Raw genomic sequence first — 19,675 nt, forward strand, 5'->3', positions numbered from 1 at the left:
CCCGGTACCGGCGCACCGCACGCCAAGCACCCAGAGTGATCGAACTATGCCCCTGCGTCAATAGCGTGAGGCTTGGTTCCGCACGTTCGCTGTCGCGTCGCCTCCGTAGTCGAGTGGGAGACGGTGTGCTGTCAACCGCGGTACCGACGAATCAGGTCGAGGAAGTTCCGCAGCTTGCGCACGTCCGTGGGTTTGACCGGATCGGGATTGAAGTGCATCACGTTGTTACGAACCCGACGCAGCCGGTCGAGACGCTGGATAAAGATCGTCCGGTCGAGCGGCCACCCGAGCTGCTTCCAGCAGTCCGGATCGTTGAGCACCGCCTGGTATTGACCCACGGACATCGAGTCGAACGACTTGAACGACATGCCGGCCGACCGGCATGCCTGCTTGACGGTCTCATCGTCGAACGTGTTCTGCAGGAGTTGCCGCAACTCTTGGTCGATCTCGCCGATCAGGAAGAAGGGGGTCGCGGTCTCGTCGTACTTCCGCACCACGTCGGCGGCGGTGATGATTCCGGTGATCTCTTCCTGGTCGTCTCTGACGAAGATGAAACCATCCCGCTGGAGGGTGCCAAGCACGTCGAGAAGCCGGACGTGGTAGTCGAAGACCCGGGTGGCTGCACGACGATCGATCGCGTCGCTGAAGGTGGCGTTCGCGTCACGGTGCTTGGCAGCGGCGATCGACTCCCAACTGACCGCACCGTGGAGTGTGTGCGGGTCGGCCAGCACCGCGATCTGGGAGAAGTCGTCCACCTGCATTGCCGTGATCGCCTCTTCGAACGAGGCGGTAGGGGGAACCCAGGTCAATGACATCTCGTCGGGCAGTAGGTTGCCCAGCGTCAGCCCGACGTCGATGCTCTCCTCGTCACTGGCGGACGGCACCAACTCGCTGCTGTCGACCCCGGGCTCGACCACGGTGGCTGCGTCGTCTCCCTCGGGCAGCCCCACGATCCGGATCGTCCTGTCCAGGCCCACGGTGCGGAAGTCGGGAACGGTGGTCAGGCCGTGGTTGGCCAGGTCCGCGTCGATCTGCACACTTGCCGTCCGGTCGCGGTCCTCGACGCCCCAGTGCTTGATGAACTCGCGGACAGTCAAGGTGCGAGGCCGACCCGCCTCGGCGTCTGCTCGCGCCTCCTCCAGCAGGGTGAAGCGGTGTCGTGCCGCCTGAGTCTCCTCATGTGGACCGGCGTGGTCCGCTTCCACCTCTTCGGCGACGTCCTTGAGGAGCTTTACCCGCAGTTGGTGCAGTGTCTGTCCGTTCGGCTGGACCCGCCATACCGCCCACCCGGGCACCGCGACGAGACCGGAAGCCTCCACAGCCGCCCGGGACGGGGTGCCGAACTCCCGTCCGTCCGGAAGGCGGAGCTGGCCCCGGGGAGTGACGGTCGCGCTGTACGCGGGTTCGCCGATTTTCTGCTGGTACCGCAGCTCGGTGCCAGGAGTGAGTAGCCCGGCGTCGAGCAGGTCGGATATCCGGACGCGGCGTCCGTTGATGAGGAGCTCTCGACGGCGCTGTCGGGACGGGTCGTTCGTCATGCTGTCGCCTTCATCGGATGAGGTGGGTTCGTGCGGGACGACGGGGGAGTCATGATCCTCGACCTCGTCGCTGTCATCGGACCTGTGTGTGTCGGGTACCAGGATCGGCTCTACGCGCAGGGAACTGCTTGCGGCCGTGAGGGCACGTTCGCCCGCCGATGTCTTGGTGAGCTCACCGGCGCCCATCTTCCAGCCGAGGATGGAGAGCTCATTGGCTCCACGACCGACTGCGGTGTCCTCATAGCTGTCGACTATCCGTACTGTCACCCGGTCTGCGTACTCGTGCACCCGGGGTGCCAGCAGCATCAGCTTGGCCTTCCGGCCGGATGGGCGATCATAGCGGTCATAGCCGGGTGGTGCGGCGGTGAGATCGCCCCGACGCCAAGCGTTGATCATGTCGGCGATGGCCGGATAGTCGGTTACGACGGTCACCCGATACCTCGGCATGAGCCGGCGCAGAGCCCAGAAGAGTGCCCTTGTCTCCGCCGCCAACTCCCCATCGCCGTCGAAACGGCGATGGGTCGTGGTCGCCCCGAAGCCGAAGTGGCCGTCGTCGGCGAGGTAACCCCAACCCCGAGGGTGTTCATTGCTGCTCGGGTGCAACTGGTACCAGCCCACGACGGCCACTTCGACCGCACTGTCGGTGGGAACGACGCCTTGTCGTAGCTGCGCTTCCTGTATCCAGCGATCGCGGCGGATCGATTGCATCGCACCGCGCTTCGCCTCCTGCGGCGTGGCCAATCGCAAGGAGTCGGGGTGATCGCAGATCCGCCGTGCCTTCAAGGTGCGCCAAGGCTCGGGATGTATCCACTCACCGTCGCGTGAGACGCAGATGACGCCGCAGTGGCGGCAGATGTGCTCGCCGGTGGCTTCTGGTTCTGCCACGGAGGATTCGCCCCGTCCCTCGGTTTCAGGTCGTCGCAGCCTAGGCGATGATCGACATCGGGCAGTGTCGCGAACCCGACTCTAAATCCACAAAGGAGACGACGGTAGCCAGCCACTGTGGATGCTGACGTAGCATGCCTCGGGTGATCCGCTCATGAGGCCGACCATCGCCGCCGATACCCTGCGTCGGACCCTCACCCAGTACCTCACCACCACCTTCGGCCTCACCGAGGATGGCGTACGCCAAGGTTTGGACGGATTTTTCTCCCACTCCGAGCAGGGCATCTTCCGGGGGCCGTACCTGCGGATCCGCACCCCCTTCCGCCCGGCGGTGGGGGAGTGGAAAGCATGCCTGGACTGGGCGCCGGCCGACTTCACCCCCTACCTGCACCAGGCGAACGCGTTCGCCCGGCTGTCGACGAAAAACCGGACGGCCGAGCCGACCCTGATCACCACCGGCACCGGCTCCGGCAAGACGGAGTCGTTCCTGATCCCGGTGCTCGACCACTGCCGGCGGCAGAAGCAGCAGGGCCGGGCCGGGATCAAGGCGATCCTGCTCTACCCGATGAACGCCCTCGCGACCGACCAGACCCAGCGGATCAACGAGCTACTCACCGATCCGGCGCTCAACGGGGTCACCGCCGGCCTCTACATCGGCGACGTCGCGGCCATCGAATACGCGCACGTGTTCACCAAACGCTCCGAGATGCGGCGCACCCCGCCGGACATCCTGATCACCAACTACAAGATGCTGGACCTGCTGCTGCAACGCCACGACGACCTGCCGCTGTGGGAGGCCGCCGAGCCGGCGTACGTGGTGCTGGACGAGTTCCACACCTACGACGGCGCGCAGGGCACCGACGTGGCGATGCTGCTGCGCCGGCTCGCCGCCGCGCTCGGCCTCGCCGAGCCGGATCGGCCGCTCGGACCCATCTGCCCGGTCGCCACCTCCGCCACCCTCGGCGAGGGTGGCGGCCAGGACGGCCGAACCGCGATCCGGGAGGTCGCCGAGCAGGTCTTCGGCGTCGCCTTCGACGCCGGATCGCTGGTGGGGGAGGACCGCTACGAGGCGGGCGAGTTCGTCGCCCGGCAGGACTTCAGCCTGCCGCTGCCCACCCCCGAGCAGCTGGCGGCGATCGACGACCGCGACCCCCCGCGGATGCTGGCCGAGGTCGCCGAGCTGATCGTCGGGGAGCGCTGCCTGGACGACCCGCCGCGCCTCGGCGCACTGCTGCGGCAGCATCCGCTGACCAAGGCGGTGCTCGACTCCCTCCAGGCCCGCCCGTGCACCCTCGACGAGATCATCGACGTGCTGCCCCGGAAGAACGCCACCGGCTGGGGCAGCGTGATGAAGACCCGGCCCGAGATCACCGCGAAGGCCCTCGCTCGGTTCGTCGGCCTGCTCTCCGTCGCACAGAACCCGCAAGCGCCCGGCCGACCCCTGCTCAACATCGAAACCCACCTGTGGGTACGCGCCGTCTCCCGGCTGCTGCGCGGCACCTCCCACCGGGCCACCTTCGGCTGGTACGGCGAAGCGCCACGCGAGTTGGACCCGTACGCCGCCGACGCCGACCTGGTCGTGGCCGACAACCGGTACCCCCGGCTGCCGGCGGTCTACTGCCGGCACTGCGGCAGATCCGGCTGGATGGCGCTGTCGCCGGAGAAGGATCCCCAGGAACTGGAGACCGACCCGGACAAGATCTACCGGGCCAGCGTCGGTCGGGACAAGCGCCGGATCCGCGCCCTGATCGCCGCCACCGACGACGAGGTACGCCAGCGCGTCCGGGGCCTGCTGGTCCTGGAATACGGCCGATGGGTGCGCCCCTTCGACGAGCACCGGGACCGGGAGATCAGCGACGACGAGATCGCCGTGCTGGGCGACATCGTCGACACCGACGGTGCCGAGAAGGACCGCTGCCCGTCCTGTGAACTCGACCACGGCATCCGCTTCCTCGGTGCCGGTCTGGCCACCCTCGCCTCGGTGGCGATCACCCAGCTCTTCACCGGTGGTGAGCTCGACGAGGCCGAGAAGAAGACCCTGCTCTTCAACGACTCGGTGCAGGACGCCGCCCACCGGGCCGGTTTCGTCGCCAACCGGTCCTACTCGTTCTCGCTGCGCTCGCTGCTCGCCAGCCGACTCGTCGCCGGAGAGTCGATCGGGCTCGACGACCTCGTCGCCCGGATGATCGAGGCCGCGGCGCAGCCGGAGATCCTCTGCACCGTCGTACCGCCGGACCTGCAGGACCAGCCGGGGGTCGACAGCCTGCTCGCCGGCGAGCACAACGGCAGCCGGGACACCTGGGAGCTGATCAGCGAACGGCTCGTCTTCGCCACCGTGATGGAGACCGGTCTGCGTTCCCGTCAGGGCCGCACCCTGGAGCTGACCCGCAGCGTCGCCGTCGAGGTGGCCCTCGACGATCCGGCCCGCGCCGCCGCGATCTGCCGGGACGTGCACCTGACAGTCCCGGCCGGCATCCTCGGCACACCGCCCGACGACGCCCGTTACCTCGCCTTCCTGCGCGGTCTACTGGAACGGCTGCGTACCCGGGGTGCGATCTACCACGAGTGGCTGGTGCCGTACCTCAAGCGGGGCGGCACCCGGTGGCAGGTCTGGGGCGGCCGGCCGGCGGGGATGCCCGCCTTCCCGAAGGGCCTCTCCGCGCCCGCGTTCCTGCTCGCGACGCCGAAGTCCCGCTCCGAGTTCGACGTGGTCACCGCGCGCGGCAACTGGTACCAGGACTGGACGTCCCGCTGCCTCGGCCTGGACCTCGGCGACGCCGCCGGGTTCCTCGCCAGGCTGCTGCCGGCCCTCGCCGCCGCCGACATCGTCGCCGTGGGCGACACCGACGACGGCAACACGGTGTACGGCCTGATGCCCGGCCACCTGCGGGTCACCCGACTCGACGACGCCTCCGCCACGTCGGCCGGGGTCGGCTGCGACACCTGCCACTGGCAGCAGACCGAGCACCCCGACCGGGTCGCCGACTGGCTCGACCAGCCGTGCCGCCAGTACCGCTGTCGCGGTCGACTCCGGGCCGCTCCCGACGACACCGCCCCCGACGACTACTACCGCCGCCTCTACCTGGACAGCCCGGTGTTCCGGGTGGTCACCGGAGAACACACCGGCATGCTCACCCGGGCCCAGCGGGAGACGGTGGAGAGGCAGTTCCGCGACGGCGAGCGCTACACCGACCCGAACGTGCTGTCCTGCACGCCCACCCTGGAGATGGGCATCGACATCGGCGCCCTCTCGGCGGTGGTGTTGGCGTCCCTGCCACACGGCCCGGCCAACTACGTCCAGCGGGCCGGTCGCGCCGGCCGTAAGAGTGGTAACGCGTTGGTGCTGACCCTGGTCGGACGATCCGAGCGGGACCGCTACTACCTCACCGATCCGCGCGACATGATCGCCGGGCAGATCGTCCCGCCCGGCTGCTTCCTGTCCGCCGTGGAGATCCTGCGCCGCCAGTACCTCGCCCACCTGATCGACCTGGCCGCCCGGGGTCGGCTGGCCGGTGTGCTGCCGATGCCCCGCCGGGCGCACGTGCTGTTCGGGCCGACCGGTTGGCTGACCGCCCTCGCCGAAGCGGGTCGCCGCGACGGTGGCCGGCTGGTGGGCGAGTTCCTGAGACTCTTCGGTGACAAAGTCCTGCCGGCCGCTGTCGACCAGCTGCGCGAGTTCGCGGTGGACGGCATCGTCCACCGGGTCAAGGAAGCCGACGAGGTGTGGGAGTCCCGGCTGGACGACCTGCGACGCCGGTTGCGGGAACTCGCCGCCGCCCGGGGGACGCTGGTGTCCAGCGACCCCGACCACGCCCGCGAGATCAAGATGCTGAAGGCGGAAGAGAACGCGGTCCGTCGCCGGTTGCGTGATGTCAGCGCCGCAGCGGCCCACGGCACCCTGGTCGAGTTCGGGCTGTTGCCGAACTATGCGCTCGTGGACACCCGCACCGACCTGGAAGCCACCCTGACCTGGGAGGACAAGTCCAACGGCGACCGTCGGTTCCACAGCGAACTGCGCGAGTACGCCCGCCCCGCCCGGCAGGCGCTGGTCGAGATCGCCCCCGGCAACAGCTACTACGTCCGGGGCTACCAGCACGAGGTCTCGGGGCTCGACGTCGGCCCGGCCGACCGGCCCGCGTACGAGCAGTGGCGGGTCTGCGCCCAGTGCGGCTATGTCCGGACCCACCTGGCCAAGGAGGACACCAGCGCCTGCCCGCGCTGCACCGACCCGGGCATCGCCGACCACGGGCGGCTCTTCCAGGTCCTCCAGCCGACCCGGGTGCTCAGTCGCGACCGGCGCGACGACGCGCGCATCCGCGACGACAGCGACGACCGGGCGCGGCGCTTCTACGCCACCGCCGTCGCCGTCGACATCGACCCAGCCAGGGTCGACTCCTCCTGGCGGCATGCCCGGGACACCTTCGGTGTCGACTACAGTCGGCACGCGGTGATCCGCCACTTCAACCTCGGCGCGCAGCGCTACGACCGGACCGCCGAATTCTTCGCCGGTGACGAGGTGCGGATCAACCGGTTCCACACCTGCACCTCCTGCGGCGGTACCACGGTCGACGGCGCACCGGCGGTGGGGCAGCAACTCGCCGCGCAGGCATCCGGATCGACAGTGGTGCAGGGTGCCGAGCACCACCGGCCGTGGTGCCCGTACCGACGCTCGCCAGCCGGGCCGGACACCCACGTGGATTTGATCCTGGCGCACCAGTTGGAGACCGAGGCGCTACGCATCCTGATCCCGGCGGCGACGGCCGTGGTGGCGGAACGCGTCGTTTCCTTCGCCGCCGCCGTGCGCCTCGGCATCGCCGCCCAGTACGGCGGCGACCCGGCACACCTGCAGGTCGTGTCGTCCACCATGCCTGACGGGCAGAGCGACGGCACCCGCAACTTCGTTGTCGTCTACGACACCCAGCCGCAGGGCACCGGATACCTGCATCGGCTCGCCCGGTCCGAGGAGTTCCGCCGCATCCTCGAACTGGCCCGCACCCGGATCGCCGACTGCGTCTGCCGGCACGAGGGCCGGGACGTCTGCCACCGCTGTCTGCTGCGGTACGCCCGCAACGAGGAATTCGCGCTGATGAGCCGCGACGAGGCGTTGGGCATGCTGGACCGGCTCCTCGACACGTGGACCGTCAAGGAGGGCACCCGCACCGACGAGATCTCGCTCATCCACCAGGTGGAGAGCGAGCTGGAAATGCGATTCCTCACCAAACTCCTGGCCCTCGGCGACGCGCCGGGGTCGGGTCTGCGCATCGAGCGGCGCACCGACCACGACGGTGCCCGCATCGCCGATCTGCGGTTCGTCAGCGCCGACGGGCACAACGTCACGCACTGGCAGATGAAGTTGCAGAACACCGTCAAGGGGACCCGGCCCGACGTGCACTTCAAGCGCCTGGACGGCTCGTCGCCCGAGGTGGCCGTCTATCTCGACGGCTTCAAGTACCACGCCACCGCCCAGCACAACCGGCTCGCCGACGACGCCGAGAAACGGGCCCGGCTGCGCGCCCACGGATATCTCGTCTTCGCCGCCACCTGGGACGACGTCAAGACCTGGGGCAACCTGGACGGGCCGGGACGCTGGACCCCGTACGGCGGCGTCTGCAAGCAGGCGGCCAGGGAGAACTACCGTAAGTTCCTCCCCGGCGCCGACCCGGACGAGCTTGAGGGGACCGTCTGGGTCAACCCTGTCGAACAGCTGATGCGGTTCCTCGCCGAACCGGATCTCATCCGCTGGCAGCGCCGGGCCGAAGCCGCCGCGTCGGGTCTCCTCAAACAAGCCCGGGAGAACACCGCCACCGACTCCGGCGGGGTGCCGCAGCGGGTGCTGGCCGCCCTGCGCGGGGAGCCCCTGCCGGGACCGAACGCCCGACACATCATGATCGCGCGGGCCCGGGACAACGCCGACTGCCCGGTGACCCTCGTCATCGACGGTCGCGGCAAGCCGCTGCCCACCTGGACCGCCCTGACCCTCGTCGACGACCGTCCCGGCGCGATCGCCGACCCGGTACACAAGGAACGCTGGGCCGGCTGGCTCACCTGGGGCAACGTGATCCAGTTCCTGACCAACGGCGGCGGGGACGCCGGCCAGCTCGCCGTGTCCGCCCTCGACGCCTTCGAGCCGGCCTCGCTGGCGGTCACCGAAGGCACCGGTCTCACCCTGGCCCGACGCGCGCTGCCGCTCGACGAGGAGACAGCGACGTGGCTCGGCGTCACCACTGAGCCGCCCGCCGACATGGCGACGCTCGACGAGGAATCACCGTGGCGCGACGTCCTGCGCCTCCTGGACCCGGACGAGAACACCCTCGACCAGCTGGTGCGGCAGCTCGCCCAACAGGACCTGCCCGCGCCGGTCGTCGGCTACGAGCTGGGCGACCAGGGGTGGCCCGCCGAGCTCGCATGGCCCGACCAGCGCATCGCCGTGGTGCTCACCGGGCGGGATGACGACCCGGAGACCGAGGGCCGCGACCGGGCGTACGCCGAGGCGGGCTGGCATGCCCGCACCGCGCGGGAGTGGGCAGTGGACGAGCTGACGGCACAGATCAGGGCGACGGGCGGGGGAGAACATCGATGAACAACGGGGCAACCCTGCGCATGCTGGACCGCGCCGACAAGGAGGTCATGAAGCTCACCCGAGCCGATATCGGCGCGGTCTACGAGTTCATGCACAAGTTCCGCCACAACCCGGAGAATCCCGGACTGAACCTGAAGGCGCTCAACGGCGACTCCCGGCTGATGTCCGCCCGGGTCAACAAGGACTACCGTGCGCTGCTGCTGCACATCGTCGAACGGGACTACCTGCTCGTCGCTGTCAAGCACCGGGGCGAGGTGTACGACGATCTCAGCCGGTACGCGTACCGGATCAACCGGATCACCGGCGGCATCGAGGTCGTCGACCTGGGACCGGTGGGTGACAGCATCATCGGGCGGGTCGTACCACCCGAGACGGAGACCGCGCCGCAGCCGCTCTTCGCTGCGTACACCGACCGGCAACTGCTGGAGCTCGGCGTCTCCGAGCCGCTGTTGCCGCAGATCCGCGACCTCACCGCCGAGGCGGAACTGCTGGAGTTGCTCGACCGGGCCCCCCAGCTCACCACCGACGTGCTCTTCGCACTCTTCGACGGCACCCCCTATGACGAGGTCCTCCGGCAGGTCACCGATCCGGTACGCGCCGACGACCGGATCGACCCGGACGACTTCGAGACGGCGGTGGAACGCCCGGCCACGCAGGTGACCTCCGACGACGAGGCGTTGCAGGCAATGCTGGGTGAGGCGTTCGAGCGGTGGCAGATCTTCCTGCACCCCACCCAGCGGAAACTGGTGGAGCGTCCGTACCGGGGGCCGGCCAGGGTCGGCGGCGGGCCGGGCACGGGGAAGACCATCGTCGCCCTGCACCGGGTCGCCCACCTGGCCCGGCAGCTGCCCCCCGGCGCGGACAAGCCGATCCTGCTCACCACCTTCAACCGCAACCTCGCCGCTGACCTGCGTACCCGGCTGATGGCGCTGGGTGGCCAGGAGCTGGTGTCCCGGGTGGACATCATCAACATCGACCGGCTCGCCAGCCGGGTCGTCGCCGAGGCTAAATCCGGCGGCGGCCGTCGGGTGGTCGACGACAACCAGGTGCCCGACCTGTGGGCCGACTTCCTCGTCGAGACCGGCGAAACCGGATGGGACGCGGAGTTCCTCGCCGCCGAGTGGACGCAGGTCATCCTGGGCCAGGTGCTCACCTCCCGTACCGACTACTTCAAGGCCCGCCGGCCCCAACGTGGTCGCAGCCTCACCCGGGTCGAGCGGGACCAGGTCTGGCAGCTGACCGAACGCTTCACCAACTGGTTGGAGAGCCGGGGGGTGTGGACCTGGCGTCAGGTCGCGCAGCGGGCGGCCCGTCTGGAGATGGACCGGACCGCGGCTCACCCCGGCAGCCTCTCCAGCGAATCCTCCGGGGGGTTCTACCGGCCCCGTTACCGTCACGTCGTAGTCGACGAGGCACAGGATCTCAGCGCCGCACACTGGAAGATGCTGCGGGCGATGGTCGCGCCCGGCCCGGACGACATGTTCCTGACCGGCGACACCCACCAGCGCATCTATGACAACCACGTCACCCTGGGCAGCCTCGGCGTCCACATCCGGGGCCGTTCGTCCCGGCTCACCCTGAGCTACCGCACCACCCGGCAGATCCTGGCGGACGCTCTGGAGATCATGACCGGGGAGGTGTACGACGATCTCGACGGCGGCGAGGAGGACCTGGCGGGATACCGGTCGCTGCTCCGAGGCAGCCGGCCGACATTCCGTGGTGCGACGACCTGGGCACAGGAACGGGACCTCGTCGTCGAGCAGCTGCGCGACTGGGGACGCCCGACCGACGGCTCTGTGGCCGTCTGCGTACCCACCCGGGAGATGGCGACGGAGGTGATCGCGAGCCTGGAGGCCGACGGGCTGCCGGTGGTGGAGATCGGCCCGGACGGCCCGAAGGAGCCCGACGGCGTCCACGTCGGCACGATGCACCGGTTCAAGGGCCTGGAGTATCAGCGAATGATCATCGCCGGTGTGGCGGATGGCCTCGTGCCCCGCCAGATGATCAACCGGTTCCGGGACACCGACCCCAAGCGTTACCAGCGTGAGCGCCAACGCGACAGATCGTTGCTCTTCGTCGCCGCCACCCGCCCGCGCGACGAACTGGCGGTGTTCTGGCATGGCACGCCCAGCCCCTTCCTCACCAGTCGTCTCGTGCAACGCCACCAACCGTGAGCACCGGCGGGCCATCCGGAGCAGTCAACTGCCCCATGGCAGTGTCCCGCCCGACGTCGACCGTGCCTCCACCCAACCCTCTGGGATCTGCAGCTTCAGGAAGGATGACGGCATGAGGACCTTCCTGACCCCGGAGCAGATCGCCCACCGGACCCGGCGTGCGGTCGACGCGGCCGTCCACGCCGGACGCGCCCGTGGGCTCGACGTGACCGACGCCCGCGTGCTCTACGAAGCCTTCTCCGTGGTCGTGCACCTCGCGCCGTCGCCGGTCGTGGCCCGGGTGCCCACCGTCCTGCCCGCTTATGCGGACCTCGACAGTGTGGCCGGTCGGCAGCGGGCGGAATTGGACGTGACGGCATGGCTCACCGAGCGGGGCGTCCCGGTCATCCCGCCCAGCCCTCTCGTGCCCCGCGAACCCGTCCGACACGACGGGTTCTCGATGACGTTCTGGCAGCTGATCGAGCTGGCCCCGGCCGGGGAACCCGACTACGTGGCGAACTGTGGCCTCGTACCCGAACTGCACGCCGCGCTGCGCGACTACCCTGGTGAACTGTCGTTCCTGTCCGCCGCCGAACCGCAGTTCGTCGAGGACGGTCTCGTCGCGCTCGACGGTCAGCCCGACCTGATCGACCCGGCCGACCTGGACCGCGCCCGCCGGGAATGGCAGGTGCTGGCGCCACTCGTACGCTCCCGCGAGCTGTTCGAGAAGACGTTCCCCGGGGTCGACCTGCAACCGGTCCACGGCGACTCCCCGGTCGTCAACATGGTCGCCGGGGTCGACGGGTACCGCTACGCCGACTTCGAGATGGTGACGCTGGGGCCCGTCGAGTGGGACGTCGTCGGCGTCGGCCCGGAGGGGGAAGCCGCCTACCGGAGTGCGGCGCAGCTCCGAAACATGCGGGACCTCGACGAGGGGGTGCTGCGGTTCGTCACGGCGGTGGGGATGCTGCGGGGCGTCGCCTGTCTCGCCCTGGCCCCCCAATTGCCGATGCTGGCGGACGCCCTCGGCGGCATGCTCGACCAGTGGCGGTCGACACCGTTCGCCGGAGGGCTCGGCTAGCGGGGGCGACGAGCCCAGCGCAATCGTGCTGCTCGCCGCCTTGTTCGTGGCCTGGTCGGAACCTCAGCCGCCTACGCTGCGACTCGCGGTAACGGCTGCGCGACCGCGCCTGGGCCGACGCCCGCCATAGCCCGAGGACAGGAACTTCGCAGCGCCGTACCCGTGGTATCTGGTACGGCGCTGCTGACGGCCGACGGTGCGGGCGTCGCTGTCAGCCGAGATCGTGTTCCGCCGGATCGGTGTTGAGGACCCAGGCGAGCGGCATGGTGGCTCGGAGGGTGTATTGGTCGCCGTCCAGACGGTGCATCGTCACCGTCTGCGCCTGGTCCTGATCGACCATCCAGTACTGGGGAATTCGTGCGGCGGCGTACTCGCTGCGCTTCGTCACGGTGTCCACCCCCTCGGAACCTGGTGAGACGATCTCGATGACGAGCAGTACGTCGGCCACCGGAAGCCAGACCCCGTCGGCCTGTTCCTTGCTCCACACCACCAGGTCCGGAATACGTCCACCGACGCCGCCGTGCCGTCCCGGAATGCGCAACCCGACCGCTTGGGCGACCCGGTCCGCCGGTACGCCGCCCTGAGCGAGCCACAGCATCAGCCGGGTTGCGATGATGGCATGGGCGTATCCCGGCGGCGGCATGATCGAGAGGACTCCCTCGGGACTGATCTCGTACCGGTGGTGTTCGTCCGCAGCCATCATCGCGGTGAGATCGTCGAGCGTCACGACAGGGGGCATATGTCTGCCGACCGCCTCCGAACTCATGGCACACATCGTACCGGTCAGTGAGCCGGGCACCCGGCAGGCCGCGCCTCATCGTCGGAGGTCATGCGACGTGTGGGGGCGACGGCCGGTGGTAGCCGAGGAGCCGCATCGCCTCCTTGCCTGCCGCGCGAAGATCCTCGATCGGCAGTTCAGGAACGAGATAGTTGTTTCTACGTATGGTGGCGAGGAATGCCTCGGGAAGGCGTACGTGGTAGGTCGTCACGTAGAACCGCAGGTCGTCGCGCCAGAGCCACTCGCCGTCCGTCATGACGGAGGCGCCGCCCACCAGGTGCCGGTCACTACCGAGGACGTCTACCTCCGCGCCCATCACGTCGATCAGGCCATGACCGTCGCGGAGATACCGCACCACACCCTCGACATCGGGCAGCGGGCCTGGGGCCAGGTGGGTGCGGATGCTCTCGGCATAGACCTCGGCTGGGTCCGGACCGAGTTCACGGAAGAAGCCCACTGTCTTCATCGACGGCCTTCCGGTCGCGGGTCGAAGGTTCTCCAGACTCCACCGGCCTCGATGACAGGTGGCTCCGGTTCCGCCGCCCATCGTTCCGTGCCCACTCTCCTTGTCGGCGCGATCACGGTCACGCCAAGCTCGTCAGCGACCTGCTGCCCGAGCGGGACGCCGCTTGTCACACTGGAATCAATCGTGCCCGAGTAACAGGACACCAGGCGTACGGGGCCCCCGTCATAGGCCGGATTCTCTCTGATTGCCGTAGCGATCTGTACCGCGCTGGTCGGGTTCCCGTCCATGTCCGCCCCCTCGGCCGAGACCTTACCGGGGAGGAAGTAGCCCTTGTCCGTGCCGTGGACGACCACATCGTGGTGCCCGTCGAGAGGCAGAACCTTTTCGCTGTTCCGCATCGTGCGTGCGTCGTACCCGACGGTCGTGGAGTGGTTGGTGTGGTAGACCGGATCACCGGCGGGGAGATGGGAAGCTGGCTGTTCCTCCGGGGGTCTCGGCCGGGAGCGTGGGTCAGCCCAGTCACGGCGTGAGCCCATCCGATCAGTCGGTCCGATCCGAGCGAGTCGGTTGAGGGTCTGCTTGAGTTTCTCGATGAGGCCGCCGAGGCGGCGTAGTTCCGGCAGCAACCGCCGCAGGCTCGCCAGCAGCCCGCGCAGCAGCCGGGCGATCCGGGCCGCCCACGATCCCACCAGCGTGGTCACCTGCTCCACCACCCACGGCGTGGCGAGCCCGCCGGTGGCGAGCAGTTCGCCCGCGTACACGATGAGGCGGGAGACGCAGGCGGCGATGGCGTCGCGGACGAGGAGCCGGACGGCGGCGACGAGGCCGGCGGCACCCTCGGTGGCGGCGGCGAGGGTGTCGGCGCCCTCGGCGAGGCCGGTGATCGCCCGGTGCTGCTCGGCGGCCCAGGCCCGGTAGGCGGTGGCGGCGCTGCCGGCCCAGTCGGCTACCTCGGTACGCGCCGCGTGGGTCAGTTCGGCGGCGTCCTGCCGGAGGGCTGCGGCGACGCTGCGCCAGGTCTGGGCGTGGGCGGTGATCTGTGCGGGGTCGCCGGCCAGCCAGTCCAGGGCTTCGCTGAGCGGCCTGACGTGTTCGATGAGCCAGGCGATGCCGTACTGGAGCAGGGCGCCGACCGGGTCGGAGACCAGGGCGAGGGCGTCCAGGCCGGCGCTGACCACGCCGAGGCTGCCGTCGATCCAGCTGCCGGCGCGGACGCCCTGGGCGATGAGTTCGATGTCCTCGCAGATCCAGATCCCGGCCCACGCGCTGGGGCCGGCGTCCGAGGCGGTGGCGACCAGCGGGTTGCCGGTCACCGGCCGTCCCGTATCCGGTCGAGGTGTCGGGCGGCCCGGCTGTCCGTGGCCCGGTAGCCCACGGCGCTGGACCGCAGCTTGGCGGCGGTGTCCCGGACCGATCCGGCAGCGGTGCCGACGCCGTCGACCAGGGTCTGCTGGAGGCCGTCGAGCAGCGCCGGCATGATCGCGCAGAGCTGCCCGTACGCGTCGGCGTCGAGCCGGACGTGCCGGCCGGCCCCTTGGGCGGTGTCGAGGCTGTCGGCGCAGCGGTCGAGGTGGGCGGCGTGCCGGTTCAGGTCGTCCGGGTCGACCCGGATGTGGTCACCGCCGGGCATCCGGCGTGCCGGCCCCGGTGTCGAGTCGCCGCCGGTGGGACTCGATGATCGCCCGGGTGGCCGGGTCGTCGACGCCGAGGGCCCGGGTGGTGGCCTCGGTGAGCTGCCGCAGCAGGTCGGTGCGGGCGGCCCGGGTGGTCGCCATGATCTGCCGGGCGGTGTGGGCGGCGGAGCGCTGCCGGGTCTGTTCGTCGAGCCGCAGGTCGACCAGCAGGCCGGTGGAGTCGACGGTGACCTCGATGGTGCGGTCGGAGCTGCGGGCGGTGCCGGTCAACGCCTGTGCGCTGACCGACAGGGCCCGTGCCCGCTCCGCCTGCCCGACGAGCGAGGACTCCCACTCGTCGAGCCGGCGTGCGGCAGCGTCCAGTGCCGACTCGTCCGCCCACATCCGACCCTCCCCAGGGGACAGTGGCCCCGACGCCACCTCGCCCGGTGGCGTCGGCCCGCCGTGGTCGACCGACCCGACGTCACCGACACGGTATCAACCGGTTACGCGCGGCAGTGTCCCGTCGGTGGGAGCCTGGCGTCCGGCGGTGCCGCTGTCCGCCCCTGATTGCTCCGATCAGGGCCGGGGGTTGCCGGGCGGCCCCCGAGCGTCCATTATGCTCACAGCGCGTACTGGCAACGATGCCCTCGGTAGTCGCGCACCCTGTGAGTGAAGGGAATCCCGCGTGAACTGGATCGCCCGGACGGGCCTGCCGCTGCGGCGGCGGGGCCCGGGAACGACCACCCCCCTGCGCGCCGTCCTGGCCGCCCTCGCCGTCCTGCTCGCGGGGGTGGCCGCCACGGTCACCGTCGCCACGCCGGCCAGCGCCGCGACCACGACGATCTGCAAGAGTTCCCCGATCCCCGCCGGCTACGTGATCGTGGCGGAGGGGTCGTCCGCGTCCTGCCCGTACAGCTTCCCCAACACGTGGACCATCACCACGCCGTCGACCACCTCGACCACCGTCGTGTGCAAGGTCTCCACCATCCCGCCCGGCTACGTGATCCTGGCGGAGGGGTCGTCGGCGTCCTGTCCCTACAGCTTCCCCAACACGTGGACCATCAAGATCCCGCCGACCGGCTCGGCGAGCGTGATGTGCAAGGCGTCCACCCTGCCGTCCGGTTTCGTGATCGTCGCGCAGGGCTCGTCGGCGTCCTGTCCCTACAGCTTCCCCAACACCTGGACCATCACCACCCCGTCCACCACGGGCATCACCACCATCTGCTCGGCCTCGCCGATCCCCGCCGGTTATGTCGTGGTCGGCACCGGCTCGTCGGCGTCCTGCCCGTACAGCTTCCCGAACACCAAGAACATCAGGCTGCCCTGACGGGCGGGCTCGGGCCGTGGCTCCGGATGGGGCCGTGGCCCAGCTCACCGCCGCCGCCGTGCCCGGACGTCGCGTCGGCCCGGCCCGGGTGCGTAGAGTTCCCGGGTCGGGCCGGCGGTCGGCCCCGGACGCGAGGGCGGGACGATAGCGGACATGACGGTGGACAACGTCGGACAACCGGTCCCCGACGCCGGCGCCCCCGGTGTCGACCAGGGCGACCTCGCGGCCGCGCTGCGGGTCTTCGCGGCGCTGGAGTCGCTGCCCAGTGACCACCCGGACGTGGTACGGGTGCAGCGGGCCACCGCCCGGCTGTTCAAGATGGTGAAGCAGCGGCGACGCGAGGAGCGGCGGGACGCCGTCCTGGCGCACGACCGGGCGGTGACGGCCGCCACCGCCACCGGCGCCCCGGGGCGGATCGACGACGAGACCAAGGGCATCCCGCTGGCCTCGCCCACCGCCGGGGACACCGCCGGGACGCTGATCAACCCGCGCGGCTGCTACATCTGCAAGACCCGGTACCGCCAGGTGGACGCGTTCTACCACCAGCTCTGCCCCGACTGCGCCACCCTCAACCGGGAACGCCGCGACGCCCGGTGCGACCTGACCGGGCGGCGGGCGCTGCTCACCGGGGGCCGCGCCAAGATCGGCATGTACATCGCGCTGCGCCTGCTGCGCGACGGCGCGCACACCACGATCACCACCCGGTTCCCGCACGACGCGGTCCGCCGGTTCACCGCCATGCCGGACAGCGCCGACTGGCTGCACCGGCTGCGCGTGGTCGGCATCGACCTGCGCGATCCCGCCCAGGTGGTGGCGCTGGCCGACTCGGTCGCCGCGCAGGGTCCGCTGGACATCCTGATCAACAACGCCGCGCAGACCGTACGCCGTACCCCAGGCGCGTACGCCCACCTGGTCGCCGCCGAGTCGGCGGCGCTGCCCGAGGGGCCGCTGCCGGAACTGCTCACCTTCACCGGCGGCCGGGGCGTCACCCTGGCGCTGCCCGAGGGCACCCTGCCGACGCCCACCATCGCCCCGCACGCCCTCACCGCGCTGGCGTTGACCGGCCGGTCCGCGACGCCGGAGCGGATCGCCGCCGCCACCGCCGTCGACGCCGGTGGGCTCGCCCCCGACCTCGGGGACACCAACAGTTGGGTGCAGCGGGTGCACGAGGTCGACCCGGTCGAGCTGCTCGAGGTGCAGCTGTGCAACGTGACTGCCCCGTTCGTGCTGGTCAGCCGGCTGCGGCCGGCGTTGGCCGCCGCACCGACCGGGCGGGCGTACGTGGTGAACGTGTCAGCGATGGAGGGGCAGTTCGCCCGGGGCTACAAGGGTGCGGGGCACCCGCACACCAACATGGCCAAGGCGGCGCTGAACATGCTCACCCGCACCAGCGCCGAGGACATGCGCGCCGACGGCATCCTGATGACCAGCGTCGACACCGGGTGGATCACCGACGAGCGCCCGCACCCGACGAAGATGCGCTTGGCCGACGAGGGGTTCCACGCCCCGTTGGACCTGGTCGACGGAGCCGCCCGGGTGTACGACCCGATCGTGCGTGGCGAACGGGGCGAGGAACTGTACGGCTGCTTCCTCAAGGACTACGCGCCCTGCGCCTGGTGAACGGCGCGGTGCGGCCGGTGCGGTCAGGCCACCCGGGGGACCGGCAGCACGCCCCGGTGGGCGGTGCCCGAGATGTCGCCGGTCTGGTCGACGGCCGGTGACCGGGGCGCGACCCGGGCGGTGGCCGGCCCGGTGGCGGGCGGCCCGGCCGCGGGCGGTACGGACGGCAGCACCGTGGTCGGGGTGAGCGACGACTCCACCTCGGCGAGCACGGCACGCAGCCGGGACACGTCGTCGACGGCCATCCGGAACGACCCCCGGCAGGTGGTGCCGCTCCACAGGGACAGCACCACCGCGCCCCGCTCCGGGTGGTAGCTGACCCGCATCGTCCGTTCGTCGCCCCGCACGTCGGTGAACAGGTCACCGAAGCTGGGCATCGGCAGTACCTCTCCCATCGACCCAGCATGCCCGAGCCGACGGCGACCGGGAAGCCCCGACGGATCAGTCGGGCAATCGGGGCATCTCCAGGCCGGGGCGACGGCCGAGCAAGGTGGCCCGGGTCAGCGCCGCCGCGCCGAACCGGTCCCGGACGGCGTCGACGGCGGTGTCCAGCCCGATCTTCCGGTCGGGGGTGAACGGCAGTTCGGGCTGCACCGGGGCGTCGTCGAGGTTGCCCACCGCCACCCCGAGCAGCGTGATCCCCCGTTGGGCCAGCTCGGGCTGGGCGGCCCGCAGCAGCGACCGGGCGACGCTCAGCAGCGACGCCGTACGGTCGGTGGCCCGGCGCAGGGTCCGCGACCGGGTGGCCGCGGTGTAGTCGGCGAACCGCAGCCGCAGGGTCACCGTCCGGCCGGCCCGGCCGGCGGCCCGCATCCGGCGGGCCACCCGGTCGACCAGCCCGGCCAGCGTCGCGTCGACGTCGGCGGGGGAGTGCGGCCCGGACCCCAGGGCGTGCTGCGCGCCCATCGACGATCGGCGGCGGCCCACCTGTACCGGCCGTGGGTCGCGGTTGTGGGCCAGCGCGTGCAGGTGCCGGCCCGCACCCGCGCCGAGCAGCGAATCCAGGGCCGGGACGTCGAGGTGGGCCACCTGCCCGACGGTGTGCAGACCCCGGGCGCGCAGCTTCGCCGCGGTGACCGGGCCGACCCCCCAGAGCCGCTCCACCGGCAGCGGGTGCAGGAACGCCAGCTCACCGTCGGGTGTCACCTCCAGCAGCCCGTCCGGTTTGGCGACCCCGCTGGCGACCTTGGCGAGGAACTTGGTCCGGGCCACCCCGACGGTGATCGGCAGCCCGACCTGTTCGCGGACCGTCCGGCGCAGCCGGGCGGCGATCTGCACGGGTGGCCCGCTGAGCCGGCGCAGCCCGCCCACGTCGAGGAACGCCTCGTCGACGGAGAGCCCCTCCACCCAGGGAGTGGTGTCCCGGAAGATGGCGAACACGGCCCGGCTCGCCGCCGTGTACGCGGCCATCCTCGGCGGCACCACGACCGCCGTGGGGCACAGCCGCCGGGCCTGCCGGGCACCCATCGCGCTCTGCACCCCGCAGGCCTTCGCCTCGTAGCTTGCCGCCAGCACCACCCCGCCGCCGACGATCACCGGTCGGCCGCGCAGGCAGGGGTCGTCGCGCTGCTCGACCGAGGCGTAGAAGGCGTCCAGGTCGGCGTGCAGGATGCTGGCTCCGGTCGACACCC

13 protein-coding genes are annotated in these 19,675 nt (G+C 70.6%); 5 read left to right on the top strand and 8 right to left on the bottom strand.

Going from position 1 to position 19,675, the window contains the following annotated elements; genetic code table 11:
* Window positions 1–131: 131 nt before the first annotated feature.
* A complete protein-coding gene (locus JQN84_RS32320) occupies window positions 132–2,423 on the bottom strand; it encodes a restriction system modified-DNA reader domain-containing protein (RefSeq protein WP_204959715.1) in 2,292 nt (763 codons plus the stop codon).
* Window positions 2,424–2,577: 154 nt separating this feature from the next.
* Here JQN84_RS32320 and JQN84_RS18900 point away from each other — a divergent pair, with 154 nt between their 5' ends.
* The 3 genes from JQN84_RS18900 (at window position 2,578) to JQN84_RS18910 (ending at window position 12,237) form a co-directional block, all read left to right on the top strand.
* On the top strand, window positions 2,578–9,003 hold the full coding sequence (locus JQN84_RS18900) for a DEAD/DEAH box helicase (protein WP_204959716.1): 6,426 nt from the start codon (window positions 2,578–2,580) through the stop codon (window positions 9,001–9,003).
* Window positions 9,000–11,177, top strand: coding sequence for a UvrD-helicase domain-containing protein (locus JQN84_RS18905; protein WP_204959717.1), 2,178 nt, complete (start codon window positions 9,000–9,002; stop codon window positions 11,175–11,177). Before JQN84_RS18900 ends, JQN84_RS18905 begins: the two co-directional genes overlap by 4 nt.
* Window positions 11,178–11,289: 112 nt before the next feature.
* Window positions 11,290–12,237 carry a phosphotransferase gene (locus JQN84_RS18910; RefSeq protein WP_204959718.1) on the top strand — a complete coding sequence of 316 codons (948 nt, stop codon included), beginning with the start codon at window positions 11,290–11,292 and terminating at the stop codon, window positions 12,235–12,237.
* Between the two features lie 211 nt (window positions 12,238–12,448).
* Here JQN84_RS18910 and JQN84_RS18915 read toward each other — a convergent pair whose 3' ends face one another.
* The 5 genes from JQN84_RS18915 to JQN84_RS18935 form a co-directional block, all read right to left on the bottom strand.
* Window positions 12,449–13,003: a Uma2 family endonuclease gene (locus tag JQN84_RS18915; RefSeq protein ID WP_239485754.1), complete on the bottom strand. Its 555-nt coding sequence runs from the start codon at window positions 13,001–13,003 to the stop codon at window positions 12,449–12,451.
* A gap of 61 nt (window positions 13,004–13,064) precedes the next feature.
* Window positions 13,065–13,481: a hypothetical protein gene (locus JQN84_RS18920; protein ID WP_204959719.1), complete on the bottom strand. Its 417-nt coding sequence runs from the start codon at window positions 13,479–13,481 to the stop codon at window positions 13,065–13,067.
* A complete protein-coding gene (locus JQN84_RS31485; protein WP_307821319.1) occupies window positions 13,478–14,794 on the bottom strand; it encodes a WXG100 family type VII secretion target in 1,317 nt (438 codons plus the stop codon). Before JQN84_RS31485 ends, JQN84_RS18920 begins: the two co-directional genes overlap by 4 nt.
* A complete protein-coding gene (locus JQN84_RS18930) occupies window positions 14,791–15,111 on the bottom strand; it encodes a type VII secretion target (RefSeq protein WP_204959720.1) in 321 nt (106 codons plus the stop codon). The genes JQN84_RS31485 and JQN84_RS18930 overlap by 4 nt, the downstream gene beginning before the upstream one ends.
* Window positions 15,098–15,499 carry a YbaB/EbfC family DNA-binding protein gene (locus JQN84_RS18935; RefSeq protein WP_204959721.1) on the bottom strand — a complete coding sequence of 134 codons (402 nt, stop codon included), beginning with the start codon at window positions 15,497–15,499 and terminating at the stop codon, window positions 15,098–15,100. Before JQN84_RS18935 ends, JQN84_RS18930 begins: the two co-directional genes overlap by 14 nt.
* Window positions 15,500–15,782: 283 nt before the next feature.
* On the opposite strand from JQN84_RS18935, the gene JQN84_RS18940 reads away from it, so the two are divergent.
* Together JQN84_RS18940 and JQN84_RS18945 are read left to right on the top strand one after the other, a co-directional pair.
* Window positions 15,783–16,424 (top strand): hypothetical protein, encoded by a 642-nt coding sequence (locus JQN84_RS18940; protein WP_204959722.1) that lies wholly within the window; start codon window positions 15,783–15,785, stop codon window positions 16,422–16,424.
* Window positions 16,425–16,577: 153 nt separating this feature from the next.
* Window positions 16,578–18,044 (top strand): SDR family NAD(P)-dependent oxidoreductase, encoded by a 1,467-nt coding sequence (locus JQN84_RS18945; RefSeq protein ID WP_204959723.1) that lies wholly within the window; start codon window positions 16,578–16,580, stop codon window positions 18,042–18,044.
* 23 nt (window positions 18,045–18,067) lie between these two features.
* Here JQN84_RS18945 and JQN84_RS18950 read toward each other — a convergent pair whose 3' ends face one another.
* Window positions 18,068–18,439: a hypothetical protein gene (locus JQN84_RS18950; RefSeq protein WP_204959724.1), complete on the bottom strand. Its 372-nt coding sequence runs from the start codon at window positions 18,437–18,439 to the stop codon at window positions 18,068–18,070.
* A 46-nt stretch (window positions 18,440–18,485) separates the two neighbouring features.
* The gene (gene dinB, locus JQN84_RS18955; RefSeq protein ID WP_204959725.1) at window positions 18,486–19,673 is read right to left on the bottom strand and encodes a DNA polymerase IV; all 1,188 of its coding nucleotides are present in this window, start codon (window positions 19,671–19,673) and stop codon (window positions 18,486–18,488) included.
* Window positions 19,674–19,675: the final 2 nt, after the last annotated feature.

Origin of the sequence: Micromonospora humidisoli (assembly GCF_016900955.1) — a bacterium.
GTDB lineage: Bacteria > Actinomycetota > Actinomycetes > Mycobacteriales > Micromonosporaceae > Micromonospora > Micromonospora wenchangensis.